The sequence below is a fragment of the Vibrio sp. 10N.261.51.A3 genome, from assembly GCF_041471965.1.
Classification (GTDB): domain Bacteria; phylum Pseudomonadota; class Gammaproteobacteria; order Enterobacterales; family Vibrionaceae; genus Vibrio; species Vibrio crassostreae_C.
Map to the genome: position 1 here is coordinate 40121 of NZ_JBFRPK010000024.1, position 20004 is coordinate 60124.

At 45.8% G+C, this 20004-nt stretch carries 18 protein-coding genes and 1 pseudogene; all 19 read right to left on the reverse strand.

All coding sequences use genetic code 11. The features are described 5' to 3' along the window. Nucleotides 1–29: 29 nt before the first annotated feature. Nucleotides 30–983 carry a protein translocase subunit SecF gene (secF, locus tag AB4371_RS06900; protein ID WP_017061264.1) on the reverse strand — a complete coding sequence of 318 codons (954 nt, stop codon included), beginning with the start codon at nt 981–983 and terminating at the stop codon, nt 30–32. Between the two features lie 2 nt (nt 984–985). After that, a complete protein-coding gene (secD, locus tag AB4371_RS06905) occupies nt 986–2785 on the reverse strand; it encodes a protein translocase subunit SecD (RefSeq protein WP_372149309.1) in 1800 nt (599 codons plus the stop codon). A 276-nt stretch (nt 2786–3061) separates the two neighbouring features. Next, nucleotides 3062–3526, reverse strand: a complete 465-nt coding sequence (locus tag AB4371_RS06910; RefSeq protein ID WP_017072340.1) for a hypothetical protein — start codon at nt 3524–3526, stop codon at nt 3062–3064. Between the two features lie 292 nt (nt 3527–3818). Beyond that, nucleotides 3819–6593: a M16 family metallopeptidase gene (locus AB4371_RS06915; RefSeq protein ID WP_372149310.1), complete on the reverse strand. Its 2775-nt coding sequence runs from the start codon at nt 6591–6593 to the stop codon at nt 3819–3821. 239 nt (nt 6594–6832) lie between these two features. After that, a complete protein-coding gene (locus AB4371_RS06920) occupies nt 6833–7681 on the reverse strand; it encodes a LytR/AlgR family response regulator transcription factor (RefSeq protein ID WP_372149312.1) in 849 nt (282 codons plus the stop codon). A gap of 72 nt (nt 7682–7753) precedes the next feature. Next, the gene (locus AB4371_RS06925) at nt 7754–8788 is read right to left on the reverse strand and encodes a sensor histidine kinase (RefSeq protein ID WP_372149314.1); all 1035 of its coding nucleotides are present in this window, start codon (nt 8786–8788) and stop codon (nt 7754–7756) included. Beyond that, on the reverse strand, nt 8788–10080 hold the full coding sequence (locus tag AB4371_RS06930) for a hypothetical protein (RefSeq protein WP_372149317.1): 1293 nt from the start codon (nt 10078–10080) through the stop codon (nt 8788–8790). Before AB4371_RS06930 ends, AB4371_RS06925 begins: the two co-directional genes overlap by 1 nt. 9 nt (nt 10081–10089) lie before the next feature. Next, nucleotides 10090–10866 (reverse strand): outer membrane lipoprotein-sorting protein, encoded by a 777-nt coding sequence (locus AB4371_RS06935; protein ID WP_372054487.1) that lies wholly within the window; start codon nt 10864–10866, stop codon nt 10090–10092. Next, nucleotides 10859–12157, reverse strand: a complete 1299-nt coding sequence (locus AB4371_RS06940; RefSeq protein WP_372149320.1) for an ABC transporter permease — start codon at nt 12155–12157, stop codon at nt 10859–10861. The genes AB4371_RS06935 and AB4371_RS06940 overlap by 8 nt, the downstream gene beginning before the upstream one ends. Next, nucleotides 12145–12843, reverse strand: a complete 699-nt coding sequence (locus AB4371_RS06945) for an ABC transporter ATP-binding protein (RefSeq protein ID WP_017067011.1) — start codon at nt 12841–12843, stop codon at nt 12145–12147. The genes AB4371_RS06940 and AB4371_RS06945 overlap by 13 nt, the downstream gene beginning before the upstream one ends. A gap of 46 nt (nt 12844–12889) precedes the next feature. Then, nucleotides 12890–13570 carry a hypothetical protein gene (locus tag AB4371_RS06950; protein ID WP_017065104.1) on the reverse strand — a complete coding sequence of 227 codons (681 nt, stop codon included), beginning with the start codon at nt 13568–13570 and terminating at the stop codon, nt 12890–12892. Between the two features lie 460 nt (nt 13571–14030). After that, entirely contained in the window at nt 14031–14906 is an 876-nt protein-coding gene (locus AB4371_RS06955; RefSeq protein WP_017070192.1) for an NAD(P)-dependent oxidoreductase, read from the reverse strand. Between the two features lie 12 nt (nt 14907–14918). Beyond that, a pseudogene (locus AB4371_RS06960) lies at nt 14919–15083 on the reverse strand (LysR family transcriptional regulator); the annotation flags it as partial. A 161-nt stretch (nt 15084–15244) separates the two neighbouring features. Then, the gene (locus tag AB4371_RS06965) at nt 15245–15961 is read right to left on the reverse strand and encodes a YebC/PmpR family DNA-binding transcriptional regulator (RefSeq protein ID WP_017057670.1); all 717 of its coding nucleotides are present in this window, start codon (nt 15959–15961) and stop codon (nt 15245–15247) included. Between the two features lie 96 nt (nt 15962–16057). Then, nucleotides 16058–16267, reverse strand: a complete 210-nt coding sequence (locus AB4371_RS06970; protein WP_008216860.1) for a DUF3283 family protein — start codon at nt 16265–16267, stop codon at nt 16058–16060. A gap of 363 nt (nt 16268–16630) precedes the next feature. Next, a complete protein-coding gene (locus tag AB4371_RS06975) occupies nt 16631–17314 on the reverse strand; it encodes a DUF2971 domain-containing protein (RefSeq protein ID WP_372149322.1) in 684 nt (227 codons plus the stop codon). Nucleotides 17315–17560: 246 nt separating this feature from the next. Next, on the reverse strand, nt 17561–18661 hold the full coding sequence (locus AB4371_RS06980) for a Fic family protein (RefSeq protein WP_136974000.1): 1101 nt from the start codon (nt 18659–18661) through the stop codon (nt 17561–17563). A 141-nt stretch (nt 18662–18802) separates the two neighbouring features. Beyond that, the gene (locus AB4371_RS06985) at nt 18803–19141 is read right to left on the reverse strand and encodes a 4a-hydroxytetrahydrobiopterin dehydratase (protein ID WP_102393366.1); all 339 of its coding nucleotides are present in this window, start codon (nt 19139–19141) and stop codon (nt 18803–18805) included. Next, nucleotides 19131–19925 (reverse strand): phenylalanine 4-monooxygenase, encoded by a 795-nt coding sequence (gene phhA / locus AB4371_RS06990; protein ID WP_102393367.1) that lies wholly within the window; start codon nt 19923–19925, stop codon nt 19131–19133. Before phhA ends, AB4371_RS06985 begins: the two co-directional genes overlap by 11 nt. Between the last annotated feature and the right edge of the window lie 79 nt (nt 19926–20004).

Below are 20004 nucleotides of genomic sequence, written 5' to 3' on the forward strand. Positions count from 1 at the left end.
CCTACCGTGCATAAGCTAGCTTAGCTTGACTAAGGGTACTCACCCTCAACTTCTACCGGCGCTTTCACTTGGTAGTGACAAGGCTGTAGACCAAGTAACTTAGGCAGTGTGATACCTACTGAAACTGAAGACCACGTACCGCTGACAATACCTACAACCAGTGCAATCGCGAAACCTTGCAGCGCAGCGCCACCAAGTAGCCAAAGCGCAGATACGGTGATTAGGGTTGTACCTGAGGTCACCATGGTGCGTGAGAAGGTCGCTTTAACCGATTCGTTAAGCAGGTTATCAGTGTCACCATTTGGATTACCACGCAGCATTTCACGAACACGGTCGGCAATGATGATCGAGTCATTCAATGAATAACCTAAAATCGCCAACACAGCCGCTAACACAGTCAGGTTGAACTCGAACTGAGTAAAAGCGAACAGACCCAAGATAAGCGTCACGTCATAGATGATTGCGGCTAGGGCGCCGAGTGCTAAACGCCATTCAAAACGTACACTCAGGTACAGCATGATCATTAGGAAACACACCAATACCGCTAAGCCACCTTGGTCAACCATGTCTTGACCAACTTGAGGGCCAACCACGCTGCTGTTAAGCACTTTTACTTGGTCGCTAACAGAAGACAAAGCATCCACTAAGTTTGGCTGTGGAGCGTCTGTCAGTTGGCTATAACGGATTGTCCAGCGATCCTGTTCTGCCATACCAACCACTTGCACGTCTTGTTGGAAAGCTGTATCAAGTTTTGTTTTTAACGCATCTTTGGTGACTTGATCAGAGAGCTGAACCTCGGCAACCACACCACCTGTGAAGTCCAAGCCCCAGTTAAAACCTTTCACCGCCACCAGCATCACAGAGCTCATGAACAGCACAATAGATATCGCAGACATCACCTTACGAAGGCGAGTCATATTCTTATCCGAAATATAGCTATTTGAAAAATAGCGGTCTGAAATAGTCATTTTTGAAGTACTCATGCTTAAATCCTTACATCGTGGCGTTGGTCACGCCCCCAAACCAAATTGATGATCGCTCGTGAAGCAAAAATGCCCGTAAACATACTGGTTAGAAGACCTAAGCCCAGTGTCAGAGCGAAGCCCTGAATCGGTCCATTACCAATGGTATATAGAGCCACAGCAACGATCATGGTAGTGACGTTAGCATCGAAAATTGACGAGAATGCGCTATCGAAACCACGGTCGATAGAGCTAGCAAAGCTGCGCCCTTCTTTCATCTTGTCTCGAATACGCTCGAAGATAAGCACGTTAGTGTCTACCGCCATACCGACGGTCAGTACCAAGCCCGCAATACCCGGCAGAGTTAACACCGCACCCGGTAGCAAGGCAATCAAACCAAACAACGTGGTCATGTTAACTACCAATGCACAGTTCGCGACCCAACCAAGGCGGCGGTACCATAGCGCCATAAACGTGAGAGTCAGACCAAGGCCAAGAGCCAAAGCAGCAAAGCCATTCGTTACGTTTTCAGCACCCAGAGATGGGCCAATGGTACGCTCTTCAATGATGGTAACAGGCGTAGTTAATGAACCTGCACGTAGCAGTAGAGCAAGCTCTTGTGCTTCTGCCATGCTGCCTGCACCTGTGATTCTGAAACGGCTACCCAGTTGAGATTGGATGTTCGCCACACTGATCACTTCACTGGTTTTTTCGCTGTTACCGGCTCTGTCACGGCTGTATTCGCTGTAAACGGTCGCCATTGGCTTGCCGATGTTATGGCGAGAAAACTCAGACATTTTCTTACCACCAGAAGAATCAAGCGTGATGTTTACTTCTGCACTGCCCATTTCACCAATGCCACTGCGTGCATCGATAATGTGTTCACCGCTCAGCACTGCTTTGCGAGCAACCACTACGCGATTACCATCTGAATCTTTCAGAGTTTGAGTATTGCGCGTTGCGTTGTCGTACACAGAGTAGAACGCTAATGAAGCCGTAGCACCAATCACGTCTTTCGCAGCTGCAGGGTCTTGTACACCCGGTAATTCGATACGGATACGGCTTTCACCTTGGCGTTGAATCGATGCCTCAGTGATGCCTAGCTCTTCAATACGGCTGCGCATGATCTGCAGGTTTTGTTGAACCGTTAGATTACGTAGCGTTCTTTGCTCTTCTTCAGACTGAGTTAACGTTAGCGATTTATCTGAACGGTCACGTTGCCATTGTGGGAACTCTTCGCGAATCAGTTTCTGTGCTTTCTCGAAATCGGCATCAGTACGGAAGTTAAACTCAACTTGGTTGTTCACCACTTTACCGCGTGCATAACGCACTTGGCTGGTGATTTCATCGACTACAGATTGCGCTTGTGCGTGGTAAACCGGTTCCATGTCTACTTCTAACAGGAACTGCACACCACCACGTAAATCAAGGCCTAGCTGAATCGGTGCGAAGCCCATGTCAGTCAGCCATTTCGGAGCTGCTGGCTCCATCGCTAGTGCAACCGTCGCGTTATCCAATAGGCGCTCATTCAGCACCTCTTTAGCCTTCGCTTGTTGTTCTGCGTCTTCCAAGATCACGACTAAACGTTGGTCTTTTTGAAATGCCGATTTGGCTTGAATGCCTTCGCTCGCAAGGTATTGGATAATTTGGCTAGCATCGATGGTCTGTTCAGAACGGTTGTTAATTTGAACCGACGCATTCTCGCCATACCAAGAAGGTAAAGCACTCAGAACCATGATGATAATGGTGGCGATAAGCACCGCGTATTTCCACTTTGAGTAGTGGTTAATTTGTTTTCTTTGAATGCGTTTTTTCACAGTCAAGATCTCTTCTTTCTACCAATCACCGTAAATACGTGCTCAAAAATAGCACCAGAAAAAAGCAGTGATCGAGCATTTTAACCAGCTAGGGTGACCAGTTATTTACTACGATTGGTATGTCTAATATTTTGCGAACACGAGCGATGGCTAATCACGACCAGAACAAGCTGATTGAAAGATAGTGATGCTAAAGCTGATGTCGCTATGTTTGTCTTGGTTAACTGGCGAGTTCAATGGGCACTAGGCGACCATCGATACGACCAATTTAGGGTCAAACGATTAGCTAAGAAGTTCTCGGAAATGCGAGTATTGGATGTTGCCCTCTTTCCACCCCGAAAGCCGGGAAGACGGAGAACTCACAATGCTGGTCCAGTGCAGCTTGGAATCCAACAACGGCGTGTTGAAGAGCAGGGAAGCCAGTATTGAGGGGGGAGAGAAGTCAATCAGTAGATGATAAGCAGGCTCAAGATCGGCCACGCTTTCTTGCTCGTTACTGAGCATACGTCTGAAGTTTGCTGCTTGAAGGCTTGATTCGGTGTCGTGATAGTTAGAACTGTCACCAGAAGGCACGGTGCCAAACTGAGCCTTATCGCACTCTAAGTAGCTCGACGGATTATCCGTATCAGCTTGTTTACAAAGATCATTCTGTGAAGATTGCTCTTGAGCCGAGTATATTTGAAATGGCTTAGAAGGAAACGAATAGCCGTTAGAATTCACTAAGCCAAAGCTCAGTAAAAACAACATTAAGACTAATCGGGTACCCAGTTTAAGCAATCTAATATCCAAACAACATTCTCGTAGATCGTCAATCTACAATACAAATGAAACGCTGTCTTGATTTAAAACATTTTTTTAGAAAATGATACGATGCAACCGATTAAGCGATCTCAAAATTTAGATTTACATAGATCTAAAACGGCTTAACAACAGGTGAGGCATAGACGTTATAAATGGTGGGAAAACAAGAAAGCCAAGCGGTGCTCGCTTGGCTTTGAGTTGTCTCTTTCTGTTGGTTTCAAGCTTTAGGCTTTAGGCTTTAGGCTTTAGGACGCATGATGTTCTTAACCTTGCGGCTATCTTCACCAAAGATGCGTTGGACAAGTTGATTCATGTCTTCCGCAGTAATCGACCTCGCCACTCGCTCAACTTGAGACAAAGCTTCGATATCGTAACCATGAAGTAAATAACGAGACAGGTACCATGCTTGGTCAATAGAGCTCATCTCGAGAGGTGTGAAGTCCGCTTCAAACTGTTTCACGACTGCGTGCATTTCCTTTTCAGAGACGCCTTGTAAAAGGTCTGCAATCACTTTATCGATCGCCACTTCGACTTGGTCAACGTTCTCCGGCGCTACCATCGCCCCGATAACCCACTCACCACTCAGCTCACTATCTGCGGATGATGAATACGTATATGGCGAGTAATCTAAGCTCAACTCTTCACGAATATAAGCATCTAAACGAGCCGCCAGCAGTCGTTCTAGCAAGTTTTCCGTGAAGATATCTTTTGCCGTTACGCCTTGGTCGGTTTCGGCTTCAGGTTCAGAGATGACTCGTAAGATGTACTCTGCACTATTCACATTGTTGATCGCTAAATCAATGCGTGATTCAGATGGCTGCTTGTAAGCCACCTTAAATTCAGGAACCTCAGCTTTTTCTAATGGAATCGAAGCCAAGTATTGCTCAACCAAAGGCTTTAATTCACTTGGGTCGATGTCACCCACGATCACCAATTGGTTATGCCTCATTTGACCAAACAATTGCTGATGAAGATTAGCGACGTCTTCCACAGAAACCGCTTCAACACGTTCTTTATCAACAAAGAGGTGGCCACTGTCTTGACGATAGATATTCTGGTTTCTTGCGCGCTCAAACTGACCGACAGGGCTGCTCAAGAAAGATTCTTGACCTTGTACAAACTCCTGTTTCACTGCCTCTAACTGCTCGGGAACAATTTTAGGCGCAGTTATGAAGGTATAAAGCGCAGCAAACGTATCTTTAAGTCCGTCTTTATTGATATTAAATTCAATACCATGACGAGTATTACCAATGAAAGAATCGGCGCTAATATTTTCACGATCAAAGTACGCTAAAAGCTCAGAGCCCGTAAACTCACCGACACCACTTCGAGCGAAGGTAGGTAACGCAACCTCAACAGCTGGGTACAAGCTCGGATCCAAAGCGGCTTTTCCGCCGAGGCTCATGTACATCACCCCAACATCATCACCTGCCTCATAATCACGCAGGTACCACATGTCGATGCCATTGCTTAACGTCCACTTTTGGATGTATGGGTCAATAGACATTTGTTCAGCAAGTACAACCTCGCCTTGCGAGCTAGGTACAGCAAAAGCACTGGCTGTTCCTATCGCAAGCGGCGGAATTCCCGCCTCGCTATACGTGGCTTTTAAGCTATCTAGAGAGTTAATGACCGCTGTTCTGTCTTCATTGTCATCCATCCCAATAACAATAAAGTAATCATCAGAAAGTAGATTCTTGATGTTGTCGTTAATCACTTCAAGGCTCAAGTTAGCGATGAAAGCTTCCAAGCTTGCTTGATAATCTTTCTGTGATTGGACTATTCGATCATTGACTAACGCACTCACTTTGTAATTCGCGTGTTCAACACTGTCCATTTTATCCCAGTTATGCTCGATGTTATCCAGCAAGTCTTGATAGTAGTACAGTTCGCCAGCAATATCCGTTTCCGAAACACCAAAATCACGCAATGATGCCAATGTAGAAAGCAGATCTTGTTGGATAACTTCACGGTCTCCAGCCGGAAACCCAACACTTATTGACGAATAGTAAAAAGCGCCCATTCGATAACTATCAGATGCAATCCATTGAGTCGGGAACGCGGCATCATTGAACACCGCTTCTAATCGTCGTTGAATCAATTGCTGAGCGGTTTCATCTAACCTGCGTTGATTCTGCTGAGCATGATTTTCAACTATATTTGAACCGCGGTTAAACGTCAGAGTGATGCTTGGCGCTTCTCTTCCTGCGTACTCAACATAATCATCTTCATTGAATGAGGTCGTTTTCTGTTTCTCTGGTCTCGGCGTATCGCCACGCTCCCAGCTAGAAAACTTTTCTTCAATAAGTGGAATCACAGTTTTGATGTCCACATCACCAGAAACGACCAGCTCAACTATTTGAGGTTGATACCAAGTCTGATAAAAGTTGCTGATGCCTTGAGGAGTAGCATTCACGATCGACGATTTAGTCCCTAATGCATCTTGCGATTCGTACGGGCCGCCTTCAACGAAGTAATCATAATATATATCTCCGAATGACTTATCATCGAGGCGAGCCATACGGAACTCACCAAGAACCACGCCTTTTTCTTTTTCGACTTCTGAACTTGATAGATCCAGGCCATCACCAATGTCACGCATCCACGTCAAAGCAGACTGCAATTGGATGTTATCTGGCAAATCTAACTGGTAGACCGTCTCTTCATAAGAAGTGTAGGCATTAATATCAGCACCAAAGCTAGCGCCTGCGTCTTCGAATAGACGAATCACATCGTTCTGAGAGAAGTTTTTACTGCCATTGAATGCCATGTGTTCCAAGAAGTGCGCGTAGCCTTCTTGTTGAGAAGTCTCTTGAATCGAACCGGCGTGCACGACTAAACGAACAGATACGGATTCTTCATGATCTGGATAAACATGATAAGTAAGGCCATTTTCTAGTTGGCCTGAAGTCCATGCCGGATCCGGCTGGATTGGCGTTTCGGTAGTTTTTGATGTTGAGCTACAGCCAACTAAGGTGAGGCATAGAGCCGTCGCTAAATAATATGTTTTCATAACAACCTCTTAATGTCATTCATCGACAATATACAGATTGAGCTAACGATTATTATTTAATATTGAACCTGATGAGTATCTTTGTGATCTGGATCTTTATTTTATAAATCACCAATCGTTATGTAAGATCGCTGTGCTCATTTAAATAGGCATTTAGATAAGAGCCTATTAAATCGATTTTAGACTCGCTAACTACATCTATTTAAAATCAATAAGCTACATAAATTTCAGCCAGTTCTCTACATACCCTTAAACAACGCTTGCGAGGCACGGCTGATCGGTAGCTTTTCCCCTGACACATATGCCGACATCTGACCAGAAAGGCCTTTCTTCACCTTATCAATAGCGGAGACTTTCACCACCACTGAACGGTGGATCTGCCAAAACTCATCAGGATTGAGTTGGGCAATCAACTCTTTTAGCGACACGCGAAGAATAAACTCTTCTAATGCACCCTCTTGACCCTTCTTAAATATAGACACGTACTTGTCTTCGGCTTTGAAATACGCCACATCATCGACGGCAATCAGGTGGATATCTTCCCCAAGGCTGGCTTTGAGCCATGTGAGGTGCTTTTGCTGCGGTCGATAAGGAGGCTGCGTTTGCTGAGAAGTCGATTGTGATAACTGTTGAAGCTGACTCATTAGTGCCGCGATGTCGGGCTGTTCTGGTGTACTACCTGATTGCGTTTGGTTGCTCGACAAGCGTGTTTGAACCTTCTGACATGTGGCAAGTAAACGCTCTTCATTGATTGGTTTTAGCAAATAATCCATCGCATTGTGTTCAAAGGCTTTAACTGCGTATTCGTCATAAGCCGTAATAAACACAATCAATGGCGGTGAATCTAGCTTGTTGAGTTGCTTCGCCAGCGAGATTCCATCCAGCTCTGGCATACGAATATCGAGAAAAGCCACGTCGGGCTTAAGCTGCTGAATACTTTGCATCGCCTCCAAACCGTTTTGTGCCTTACTGACGATCTCCAGCTCAGGCCAAACCTCAGCAAGGCTCTTGTCTAAGTGATGCCTTAACAGTGCTTCATCGTCTGCGATAATCGCCGTTACGCTCGGCTGTATTGCTGGGTTATTCATGGTTAGTCCTTTAAATTCACACTGTAAATCGTCTATTTTTCGTCACTGTTCTGTGCTTTCTGGTCTGCAATTCTAGACAACTGCATCAGTCAGCGGTAACAAGATAGTCGACACGACCCCGCCTTCAGCGTGTTCAGTAATCGTTAGGCTCGCCTTATCACCATAAAGGGTTTCGATTCTTTGACGAATATTGCTTAACCCAACACCGTGACCCGTATTCGCAGAAGGCGTTTTCAGCCCTGCGCCATTATCAGCCACTTCAATTTTTAGCTGCTCGGCTTGTTGAGTAATACGAATATTCACTTGGCCACCCGCCGCTTTGGGTTCGATACCGTGCGTAAGTGCATTCTCGACCAAAGGTTGAATCAAGAACGGTGGAATCACCTGCAAATCGCTAATCTCGTGTGTTTCAATCGAGAACGCTAAGCGCTCCCCCAAGCGTATCTTCTGAATATTAAGATAAGCGTCTAACAAGTCGACCTCTTGTGCGATGGTCGATTGCTCGGTGCGGCTGTTTTTCAGAGTTACACGTAATAAGTCAGTCAGTTTTTCGAGCATCAACTTGGCTTTCGCGCTGTCACTCTCAATCAATACATTGATGGTCGCAAGCGTGTTGAACAAGAAGTGCGGTTCAATTTGGCTTTGCAGTTGTTTAAGCTGGCTTAGCACCACCACCTTTTCTTGGTCGGCCTGACGACGCTTGGCCACTTCCAATTCGTTATCGGCACGTAACTGCTGCTCCCGAGTATAGAAATAGTAATAGCAAACCGAACAGAAGATCACACCGAGCAAGACTACAGATTTAAGGTCCGAGATATTAGCCCCGAAATACCCGTTCAACCAATAGTGTGCGTTCAAGGTACCAAAGGTCATCGCAATCACCATTGAGATACCCACCTCAAGCGTTCGAGATGTCCTCTTAAACAACTTCACCAAGATGAAAGAAGAACCCACGGCGCTGTAGCCAAAGCCAAAACTGATTGCCAGGTTAACCGTTAATCCGCCGCCCCAAATCGTATGGGTTGTAACCGCAATAAGAACACAAAATAGCGTGGTGAACGCGAAACTCTTAATCCATGAAAATCGACTGTTTGAAGAAGTGTCCATTAAAATCGTCCTTTGATATTTAAGAGAATCATATGACTATCGGGTAAACTGGCGTAAGCAGAATCACTTTTACCACCTAGAAAGCGTGCAGCAAGTTCCAAATCCAACGATGAATTGCCATTATCTAAAGCCTGATAATTGAGCCACTGAGTCGCAATAAAACCGCCATCTTGAGGAGACAACATGACATCGAATGTTGGCGTGATATCTTCAAGCCAGCCATGTGTCGAGTCCAAAGACCAGTGAAACATGAGGTTGTGTTGAACCAAATTGGCGTGTTGATAGCCTTGAGCGTAAGAGCCCGCCAACGATATTGTCATGGGATTAAGAGACAAAGATTCCGCATTCTCTAAAGCGCTTTGCCACTCAGAGTCACTCCAAGCGCGGCTATCAAACCAGTATTCCAGTACCACATTGTGGCCCGTCTCGTTGACCCATATCAGTCCGAGTAAGGCTTGGTAAGCCTCGCCCTGCTCTTCTAGATAAACCGGTTTATGCAGTGAGTTAGGCTGGCTGTAACCCAAACTTTGTCGCTGATAAACCATCGAACCGTGAAACTCCCACGCGAGATTTAATACCGACACCAAGCTCGCTCCAAGCAAGCCGTGGCGTACATCGTCGTAATAAGCGATCCATTGATATTCGTGGTCGCCAACCAGATTGTAACGACGTATCCCAAAGCCTTGTTGCTGATTCTGCTTTTCGAATTCATTTACGTCTTGGGAAGTCCATGACGAATCGCTGTAAAGCAGTGTCCATTCGCCCGTCATATCGAACAGTGACGCCGAGGCAACACCTGCGCCCTCTTCTGCGACAATGCCCACTGGGTTTTGTCGATAAGGTTTGATGATGTCTAACGGTCGATAGCCATAGCCCACGCCCCAATCCAAACGAACCTTGCCAAGCGTGACATCAAGATAGTGGTCACCGAACGCTGAATTAGACAGTTCAACACCACCTTGCCAAAACAGCTCGCGCACAATGAATTCCGATTCAAAGCTCGCCTCATTCCCCTGTGGATCGTTGCTCAAAATATCGTTGGCTTTAACTGCGAACAGACCAAGCCAATTGTTATATCCAACCTCTAGATCCAGCAAGCCATTTAAAGACTGACGATTATCAGACGCTAAAGGGCTAAATGGTGACTCTCTCGATTCAATCACTTCTGCACTGAGTTGCCAATCCCACGCCAAGCTCAGGTCGTCCGCTTGAATCGTGTTACTCACACAAGACAAAGCAAGCAAAGTAGCGATTGAAGGCTTTATGTGGAATCGGCAATTGGAAGCTTTCATGACGCTCACCTACAGCCCAGACACGCTGTTACGCGATAAGTAAGCAGGGTTGTAGTATTTGTCAGCCAAGGCTTGTTCACTCACCTCGCGGTACTCAATCACGGTTTTCTTACTCGGCTGAATCTTATCGAGCAAGGTCATCGACACCACTGTTGGTAATCCATCACGCACGCCTTCAGTAAACCAAGCTTGTTTCGCCAGTTTTCCAGAACGCAGATACAGATCCGCTTTAACTGGGAATGCACGGTCTGCTGTTAACCACAGATCAATCGACTGGTAACTCGCCCCCTTGGTTTTCGCCGTTAGCTTTAGATGATAAGTATCGAGTGTCTCGCCAGTCGACCTCTCAACCTGTTGCTCGGCAACCCACTTACCTTGGTAATCTTCGCTCCAAGTGAGCGTCGAAATGTCCCCTACCGAAGCTTCACCCAAGAGTTTCTGCATTGGTGTGATTCGGATAGGTCGGCGCGATTTCGGCATCAGTAACCAATAGTTGTCCTCTATCATCAGCATCTTTTGACCCGCCTCGACCGCCGACTTGAACACGACCAGCGACTCTCGGTTTGGTCTTGTGTAGACGTTGTATTCGCGGGTTTTGTCTAGTTGCTCGTCTTGATATAGCGCGACCAGAGATACCACTTTTGATGCCTGTTCGCTGTTCAAACGGTAGCTGTCTGCCTTAGCAATCATCTCAGTAACTTGCTGTGAATCGATAGCCCAGCTTGGTGCCGATGCTAGAGCCAACGCAGAACCTAAAATAGTGAGTGAACGAGTAAATTTATACATAAACCAGCGCCTCCGTGATTGGCTTATTTACGCCTTTGCGAGCAGAGAAATAAGCGGCTAGCAAACAGATCGTCAGTACACCCAAGGTGGCGTAACCAACCAATTCCAATGAGAAGTAAATATTGAGTGGGTAACCCTCGGTTCTGCCGGGAGGTGGTGGCATTTGTATATCAACCACCAGCAATAACACCGACACTAAGCCACTCACTAACGCGCCGATCGCGCTACCAATCACAGCCAACAATCCCGCCTCTTTTAAGAAACCTGCGACGATTTCAGAAGGGTAACTGCCGAGTGCCGACAAGGTGCCAATTTCTCGAGTGCGTTCGGTCACCGACATGGTCATGGTGTTAAACAGCGACACGAACACCACCAACGCCATCACTGCGCCCATGATGCCGAAGATCCGGTCGTAAAGATCTTTAACCTTGGTGTAGAAAAACGCACGATCTTGCCATGGGGTGATCTCGATCTCTGTACCTTGTTCGCTTTGGCTCGCGCTATTTCGATCCAAAGCCGTTTGGATACGCTGTTGAACGGTCGAGGTCTTGCTGGTTTCAAAAAGGAATACCGACAAGGTGCTCACTTTGTCTGAAGCCAAAAGCTCTTGAGCGGTCGTGATATGAACATACAGCTGACGCTTATCCAGCTCAGGCACACCCGTCGAATAGATACCCTGCACCTTAAAATCAAACGCGTTCAAAGCACCGTCACTGGTGGTTGCAAGCAGTGTCACCCAATCGCCAACCGCAACTTTGAGGTTACGAGCCAGATCAGTTCCCAGCATGACTTGTGGTTCTTGGCTTTCGTATCTTGGGGATTTCACATCTGACAGGGTTTGCCCGCTGCGCACATCAAGGAATGGACCTTTCATGTCGAACTCACGCTCATTAACACCCGTTCCCATAAAAATGGTCGATTTGCTGCCGTTAGAAACCAAGCCGCTAAAATAGACCCTAGGCTGCACACCACGCACGTCGCTGTCGCCAATAATGCTCTTGGTTAGGGCTTGAACATTGTCTAGACCATTGCTCAGCGGCATGTCTTCATCTTGCTCAAAATATCCCGGCGTACTCAAAGTAAGATGACCAGTATCGCGCGCGGTCGATTCACGCAGAGATTCATAGGTATAAAGCCCATAACCTCCAGCCGAGGTCAGCGCAAATACGGCAATTGCGATGATCAATACCGAAAGCAGACTACGGCGACCGTTTCTCAATAAATTAAGCCACGCCAAACGCACCGAGGTAGGAAGCAAAAAAGTGCTCATTCTTTGTGTTAACTTGCCCATGAGATTGCCTCCATTGCTGTGGCTTGTAGTGCCAGTTGACCATCGATAAGTTCAATGACTCGGTCACAACGCTGCGCCATTCTTGGGTCATGCGTTGCGACAATAAAGGTGGTGCCCATTTCATGGCCGAGCTCTTTCATAATGTCGATCACAAGGTTGGCGGTGTGACTGTCTAAGCTAGCGGTCGGCTCATCGGCAATGACTAAGCTTGGGTTGTGGATTAGCGCTCTGGCTATCGCGACACGTTGCTGCTGGCCGCCTGAAAGATTGTCTGGGCGATGATGTACATATTCGCCTAGCCCAACACGCTCCAACATCTCTTGTGCTCTGGTCTGCTGTTCTTGTTTCGAACATTGGTTCAACATCAATGGGTAGGCCACGTTCTCAAGTGCCGTCATCACTGGAACCAGATTGAAGCGCTGAAATACAAAACCCAACGACTGACGGCGAAAGCGTGCAGCGGCGATTTGCTCTGTCGGATACGGTTGGCCATCAATATTGATCTGTCCTCGATAGCTCATATCCAACAAACCAAGAATATTCAAAAGTGTGCTTTTTCCAGAACCCGACGGGCCACACAACGCCACCATTTCACCGCGCTGGATATGGCCATCGACCCCGTTTAATGCATCAACACGTTGACCGCCTGTGACATATGCTTTGCCGATATCTTTAAATTCAATCATCCCGTTTTCCTCTGATTACTAACCAACTGTTTAGCTTCCATGCCCTTTATTTCGCTTTCGCTATTAGGGCCTTCGCAGTCATCGTTTCGATGTTGTCGGCATCGGCCGTTTCCATTTGCTCTAGCCACGCTTGTGCTTGCGTTAGGTCTTCAGCACGAATCGATGCCTCAATCGCATAACGGTAAATCCACGATGTCACAGCGAAATGCTGTTGCTGGAAAGCATCTTCAGCCAATAGCGAGAGGAACAGGTCATAACCACGATCGAAATGATTAAACATGTCTGGCAGAGAGGTGTAAGTAACGGCGGCCATTGCGCGAGTTAGGTAAGAATCTGGCAGCCCTTGAACACGGGGTTGTTCATGAATTGGTTGGTCTTCGTCTTTCAGCAGCACCAGTGATTTATCAATGGTTGATAAGCCTCTCTCCACATACTTCATCTTGTTCCAAGGTAAGAACGCATCACGCCCCATCAGGGTTTCTGTGCTTCCTAAATAAACTAAAGTCAGTGGCGTAGCGCCGTCTTGTTGCAGCGTGTCATTAAGGCGTTCATAAGCCACCTCAACCAAGTCTTCATTGCCTTGCGCCGCTTGGTTGTAGATATCGAGCACGTCTGAACTCGGGTTCGCTAAAGCTAACGACGGTGCAAACGAAACAAGAGCAATCAGCAATGAACGCTTAAGCACAGAAGTTGTAGAGCCTGAATTAAATGAGTGTGAAGTAGTCATGATTTCTAATCCCTTTCAAATGTTGACGTTGAAAGGTTAACTAGAATTTGTCGTGCAGTTTTACCAATGCGACGAATGGTAATTATAAGGAGTGAATGGTTGAGAGGCGGTGTGAGTGGGGTCTCAACCTTATAGGAACTAGACGAACACTATTCGCATAATTAGCCATAGTTACCTCCCCCTCTAACTCCCCCTCAATCTGGGTTCATCAATATCTCTAGATCTTTAGCAGAGGGGGAGAACTTTCTTTAGCACTGAACATATATCGACACTTTTAACGATCGATGTTCTATTCCTCCCCTCTCCACGATCAGCAAGGGATCTACATATGAATCAAGGGGAGGCTAGGAGGGGATTTATTTTGGATTAACGCACTCGGCAGAGCTCAAACCAAAAAAATAGCCGCTAATCCGCGGCTATTTTTAGTTATCTAAACGAAGTTCCTATTACTTCGATCTTTCTACTTCTTTGTCTCTTCAACCACGGCTTTCATCAATACTGATGTATCCATGCGGCCTTGTCCTTCGGCAGACAGTGCCTTGTAGGCGTTGTTGGTCTTTTCAGTCAGTGGAAGCTGGATGCCTTGGCGCTCAGCTTCATCTAGACAGAAACCTAAGTCCTTGATCATCCAATCAATTGCAAAGCCAAAATCGAACTTGTCTTGTGCCATTGTGGTAGCACGGTTTTCCATCTGCCATGAGCCAGCAGCGCCGTTTTTAAGGCAATCAACCAGAGTTGGGATATCCAAACCTGATTTTTCAGCAAGCACTAAGCCTTCAGATAAGCCATTCAACACTCCTGCAATGCAGATCTGGTTAACCATTTTCGCGCGTTGGCCTTGGCCGACTTTACCCATAAGAACTGACGACTTACCGTAAGCTTCGAACACAGGTTGAAGGTCGTTGAAAAGCGCTTGTTCGCCACCACACATGATGGTTAGCACGCCATTTTCTGCGCCCGCTTGGCCACCAGATACAGGTGCATCCATAAAGCGAATACCGGCTTGCTTCGCTGCCACTTCAAGCTCTTCAGACAGAACTGCAGACGTTGTAGTGTGATCGACAAGAATCGCGTTTGGCTTCATCGCTGCCAATGCGCCTGTTTCGCTGGTTGTCATGCTGCGTACGTCGTCATCGTTGCCCACACAAACCAATACCACGTCAGCTTCCGCTACACATTCAGCCACAGATTCTGCCGCTTTACCTTGGTGTTTATCAGCCCAGTCTAGCGCTTTACTGTGAGTGCGGTTAAATACCGTTACTTCAAAACCGGCTTTGACTAGATGGCCTGCCATTGGGAAACCCATAACGCCTAGCCCGATAAAACTTACTTTCATTTCTTTCTCCTTTTATTTGACCAAACCATCGCTATGAAAAGATCGAACACTCTCAATCAGTGCATCAATAAGCAGGGTCAAAGCCTTTGGCTGATATTTTCTTTCTTTGTACACTAAATACGCTTGGCGATCACCCCGATGATACTCAGGGAGCACTTGAATCAGATTCATGTCGGGATAAGACGAACAATATAATGAAGTTCAGCGATAAATCGCGACCAGAGAACGCTTTGTCAGCCGTACATTATGGAACGATGATCAAGGCTTGATCAATACTCAAAGCATAAAAAAACCGAGCACTAGGCTCGGTTTTTTAATAACTTTTGTTACTGTAAAGATTACAGCTCAGCGTTGTGGTAAACCTGCTGAACGTCATCACAGTCGTCAAGCATGTCTAAGAACTTCTGGAATTTCTCAGAATCTTCTTCAGCTACTGGCGTAGTTGTTTGAGGAACGAAAGTGATTTCCTCAACGTCTAGCGTTAGCTCTGGGAACGCAGTGTTTAGTGCAGTCTTCGTTTTGAAGAACTCAGTCGTTGGAGCGAATACAGTGATAACACCGTCTTCTAGCTCAACGTCAGTCACGTCTACGTCTTCCATCATTAGCGTTTCTAGGATGATCTCGTCGTCTTCGCCTTTAAACTGGAATACAGCTTGGTGAGCGAACATGTGAGAAACAGTACCTTCAACACCGATTTTCGCACCAGTCTTAACGAAACATTGGCGAACGTCTTGGAAAGTACGGTTGCCGTTGTCAGTTAGACAGTCAACGATTACGCTTGTGCCACCTGGGCCAAAACCTTCGTAACGAGCTGGTTGGAAGTCTTCACCGCCGCCGCCGTTCGCTTTATCGATCGCTTTGTCGATAACGTGAGCTGGTACTTGGTCTTTCTTCGCTTTAGCAATCAGGTGCTTAAGAGGTAGGTTCATGTCTGGGTCAGAGCTGCCGTTCTTAGCCAGTACGTAAATCTCTTTACCGTATTTAGAATAAACTTTAATTTTTGCGCCTGCAGTTTTCGCCATTGAGGCCTTGCGCACTTCAAAACTTCTTCCCATCGGGATCTTCTCTCTGATTCAATTAACGGTGCAAATTCTAGCAAATTACTGTGTCATTTCAATTCTACAGCACTGCTGGGCAAGGTTTGTCTGCGTTTATGCGACACCCATTACCCGTTTGTATTTTTCTACAGACTGTTCAAACCACACCTTTTCATCTGGGTCACCTAGCTTCATTGCTTCTTCAACAATGGCTTCAGGGCCACATTTCGCTTGCTTCAGTTTCCATACAAGAAACGATGCTTGCTTATCCAGTTCGATTTTATTTTTCTCGCTGGGTGGAAGGAGTGAAAGGTTGATAGACATTGCTAGCCTTCGTCTGTAATACACTTGGCCGAGAAATATATCATAGAGCAGCCTCATAAAACCAATACTATGAGTAACAGAAAGGGTTTATGAGACCCGAAACCAAGCAAGTCACTGATGCAGGTCAAGCTAAGGGGAGTTGGGAAAAGTGTTACCGCGAGTTATTTGCCAATAAAAGGCTCACAGTAAGCCCCGGAACATTTTAAATACTGTATCAATTTATCAAATCTTTAAGCTCAACTTCCGAAAAATCTACTTTGTATTCAGTTTCAGACAAATCACCTAAATAAATTTTGCAATCTAAATTATTTGTTCTGATTGCGAGTTGAATTTTTCTCTTAATTTCGGAAGATGCTCTAGCTCCTATATAAACGCTATGAATTGCCTCAGGGGGATTGGGTAGAGGTAGACGCTATTACCAAAATTGTCTTTATGTTCTGTCTTGAACTCATCATCCATTAGTGAAAGGAACAACCTTTCTTCCTGCTCATACGCCCAATCCAATGGCTTATGGCATAGAAGGTCAAGTTTATCACCACTGTGAACATTAAATTGCATTCGAGATTCCGAGTATTTTACAGGTGATGGCTTAGTCGGCTCTCCAAATAAAGTTGGCCTGTGGAAAAATTCGTGGCTTTCATCAAAACCAATGACGTAACCAGTCATGGCACTGGAATAATGTGACCACATCAAAAGATTTTGTTTAGTGCGAGACAAAGACAAGATACCAAACTTGTCTCCGAATAAGCCCATCAACTCAGTCCTTACTTCTGAAGAACCTAATCGATTCGTAATATGCGCCACTAATTCTTGTCTACCATTTGATAATATTTGCCAATTATCTTCAGTTTTTTCTTCATCGGCAGTCCGCTCCCATAATGAGTCTAAACGATCATTCACCTTCAATACTTCTTGCTCTCTCAAACTAGACAAATCGATTGATGGTAATGCTTCATATGGATCATTTAGAGAGTCTAACGGCGAAAATCGGATTCTTAAATCGCTTATAACATCTACTCTGTCATAGGGTAAGAACTTATAGAGCATGTGACCTCTGATGTAAGACATAAAATCAAAATACAGCCTACATATTAAAGTGATTGATGAAACATTCAAAGCAAGTTAAATAAAATCAATTAGTTAAACATCACCTCTATTGGGTTAATGGTTAAGTCTAATTACCTCTATGACTCACTGTATAAAATTATGAAATTGGAAACCTAAAAAGCTGTCAACATTCACTCTGAACGTTAGCAGCTTTTAAGTATAGAAATGAATATGGGTGTATAAACCCTACTCAGGCAACAGATAGCGCGTGCTTCTGCCACCAGAACCAGATTTAACTAAGCAGCCATGCTCAATCAAAGCATTCAAATGACGTGTTGCTGTGGCACTGCTCACCTTTGCTACTTTCTGATATTGGCTGGCATTGATACCTTCTGAAAAATCACCATCGAGCATCCTATTCAGCACTTTTACTTGCTCTGCTGTAAGCTTGGTTTGGTCGATGCTGCGCCAATAGTTGGTCTTATATACAGTTTGGTCGACCTCAGCGAAAACCCCTGTAAACGTCTCGTCTAACGTATCTAAGAACCACATCAACCATTCGCTAATATCGAGTCCCCCTTTCTGGGTTCGCTCCAATATCTCGTAGTAATGCTTGCGGTTAGCGAGAATTCCCACCGACATCGCATAGAAGCGTACCGACTGCTGCTCGGCCTGTGCTAACGCCAAGTCGGTCAACAATCGAGTAATACGACCATTACCATCATCTAACGGGTGTAAGGTGATAAACCAAAGGTGAGTGATTGCGGCTCGCAATAGAGGATCGAGTGTGGCGTCGGTAAGTGAATCATTAAACCATTTGATAAATGTATCTAGCTCAGCATCAAGAATGTCTCGGCTAGGCGCTTCAAAATGTACGGTCGGACGGTCAATTCTTCCCGATACCACTTGCATGGGAGTGTCACCTCTTAGCTGACCTCCGATTACAGGGTTAAACATGGTGTAGCCTTGAGGAAACAGTCTATCGTGCCAATGTAAGATCCTATCAAGCGCTAGTGGCTCTGTTAGGTTCTGCACCGCATCCAACATAATTTCAGCTAGGCCATCGGTTTGTTCTGTCGTTGGAAAAGGTCGATCTTCACTGACACCGAGTTTATTGGCTAAAGAAGACCGGACCGAGAAAGCATTAAGCTTTTCTCCCTCAATCGCACTGGAATGGACTATGTTCGCTAATAAGGTGTCGAGCATGGTTTGGGATTGATCTGCCGACTGTGAGGTAATCTTGCCCAATAGAATGCCCTGATTAAGCCGTACTTCTCTTAACCTCACGCCTATTTTCTGATTATCCCAAACAAAGTTTGGCCAATTATCTTGCTGCCAAATCCACATATTACACCCCATGATGCGAAAGTATCACTTATTCAACTCATACTATGAGCTGTTTAAGGCAATTATTCAACTCACATTATGAGCCGAATAATGAGTTAATCGCATCACAGAGGTTGCAAGAGTAACTCCTAACCTACAAAACTATTCACTCACCGCGAACACATCGCAGCGTGAGGCGCAGATGAAATCATTTTTGTGCAGGCCTTTGATTGAATGACTCCACCAAGTGACGGTGACTTTACCCCACTCCAATAAGATCGAAGGATGGTGGAACTCTTCTTCTGCCAGTTCTGACACTATGTTGCTGAATGCCCATGCTTGCTTGTAGTTCTTAAACTTAAACACCTTCTCAAGCTGTGGGATACCGTCTCTTTCCATGATCTGCCAATCAGACAACTCCAACAGTAAAGATTGTTGTTCATCTTTACTTAGGGCAATCGCGTCGATACTGCAGGCTTCGCATTTTTGTTCATTCAACATGTGTTGGTTCCTTGGGTTCAAAAAGTGGTGGTAGTAACCCCGCGTCTATGGCGAGATCAGCTTGCTGTAATAGGTTTTCCTGACTGATTTTAAAGAGCTCAGATAGCTCGTCGATCACGTAATATTTCGGCTGCATGATGTCGATTCGATAAGGAGTTCTTAACACCGTCTGCAGATCGAACCGCTCACGAACCGCCAAATCACCGCCCAATGCGTACATGGTTTCCGCCGGAGACGAGAGAATGCCACCGCCATAAATTTTCAGTTTTTGCCCCTCTTTTACTAAACCGAACTCGACCGTAAACCAATACAAACGGGCAAGATAAGCGCGCTGTTTGGATGTGGCGGCTTGGCCTAGTTTTCCATAATGCTCAGTGAAAGCCGCGAAGTCGGCATTGGTGAGCATGGCACAGTGACCAAAAATTTCATGAAAGAAATCAGGTTCTTGTAAGTAATCGAACTCGTCTCGCGTTCTCAGAAATGTCGCAACTGGGAATTTCTTGTTGGCGAGCAAATCAAAGAATCGGTCGAAATCGATCAATGCAGGCACAGGCTGAACTTGCCAACCGGTTGTTTCCATTAGCACTTTATTTATCTCTGGCAGCTGGGGAACTCTGTCTAATGGTAGATCCAGCAAGGTCAAACCGTGCAAATAAGCATCGCATGCGCGGTCATTAATCACGTCCAGTTGCCTTTTCACTAAGTCGTGCCAAATAGCGTCTTCTTCGAGGCTCCACTCAACCCATCCCTCTTGGCTCACGGGCTTAGAATGATATTGAGTCATTACACACCTCCTTTCGAATGTCTCACTTTAAGCCTATCTCCACTCCTTATAAGCGCCAATTTGCGCGATTTTTCGAAAC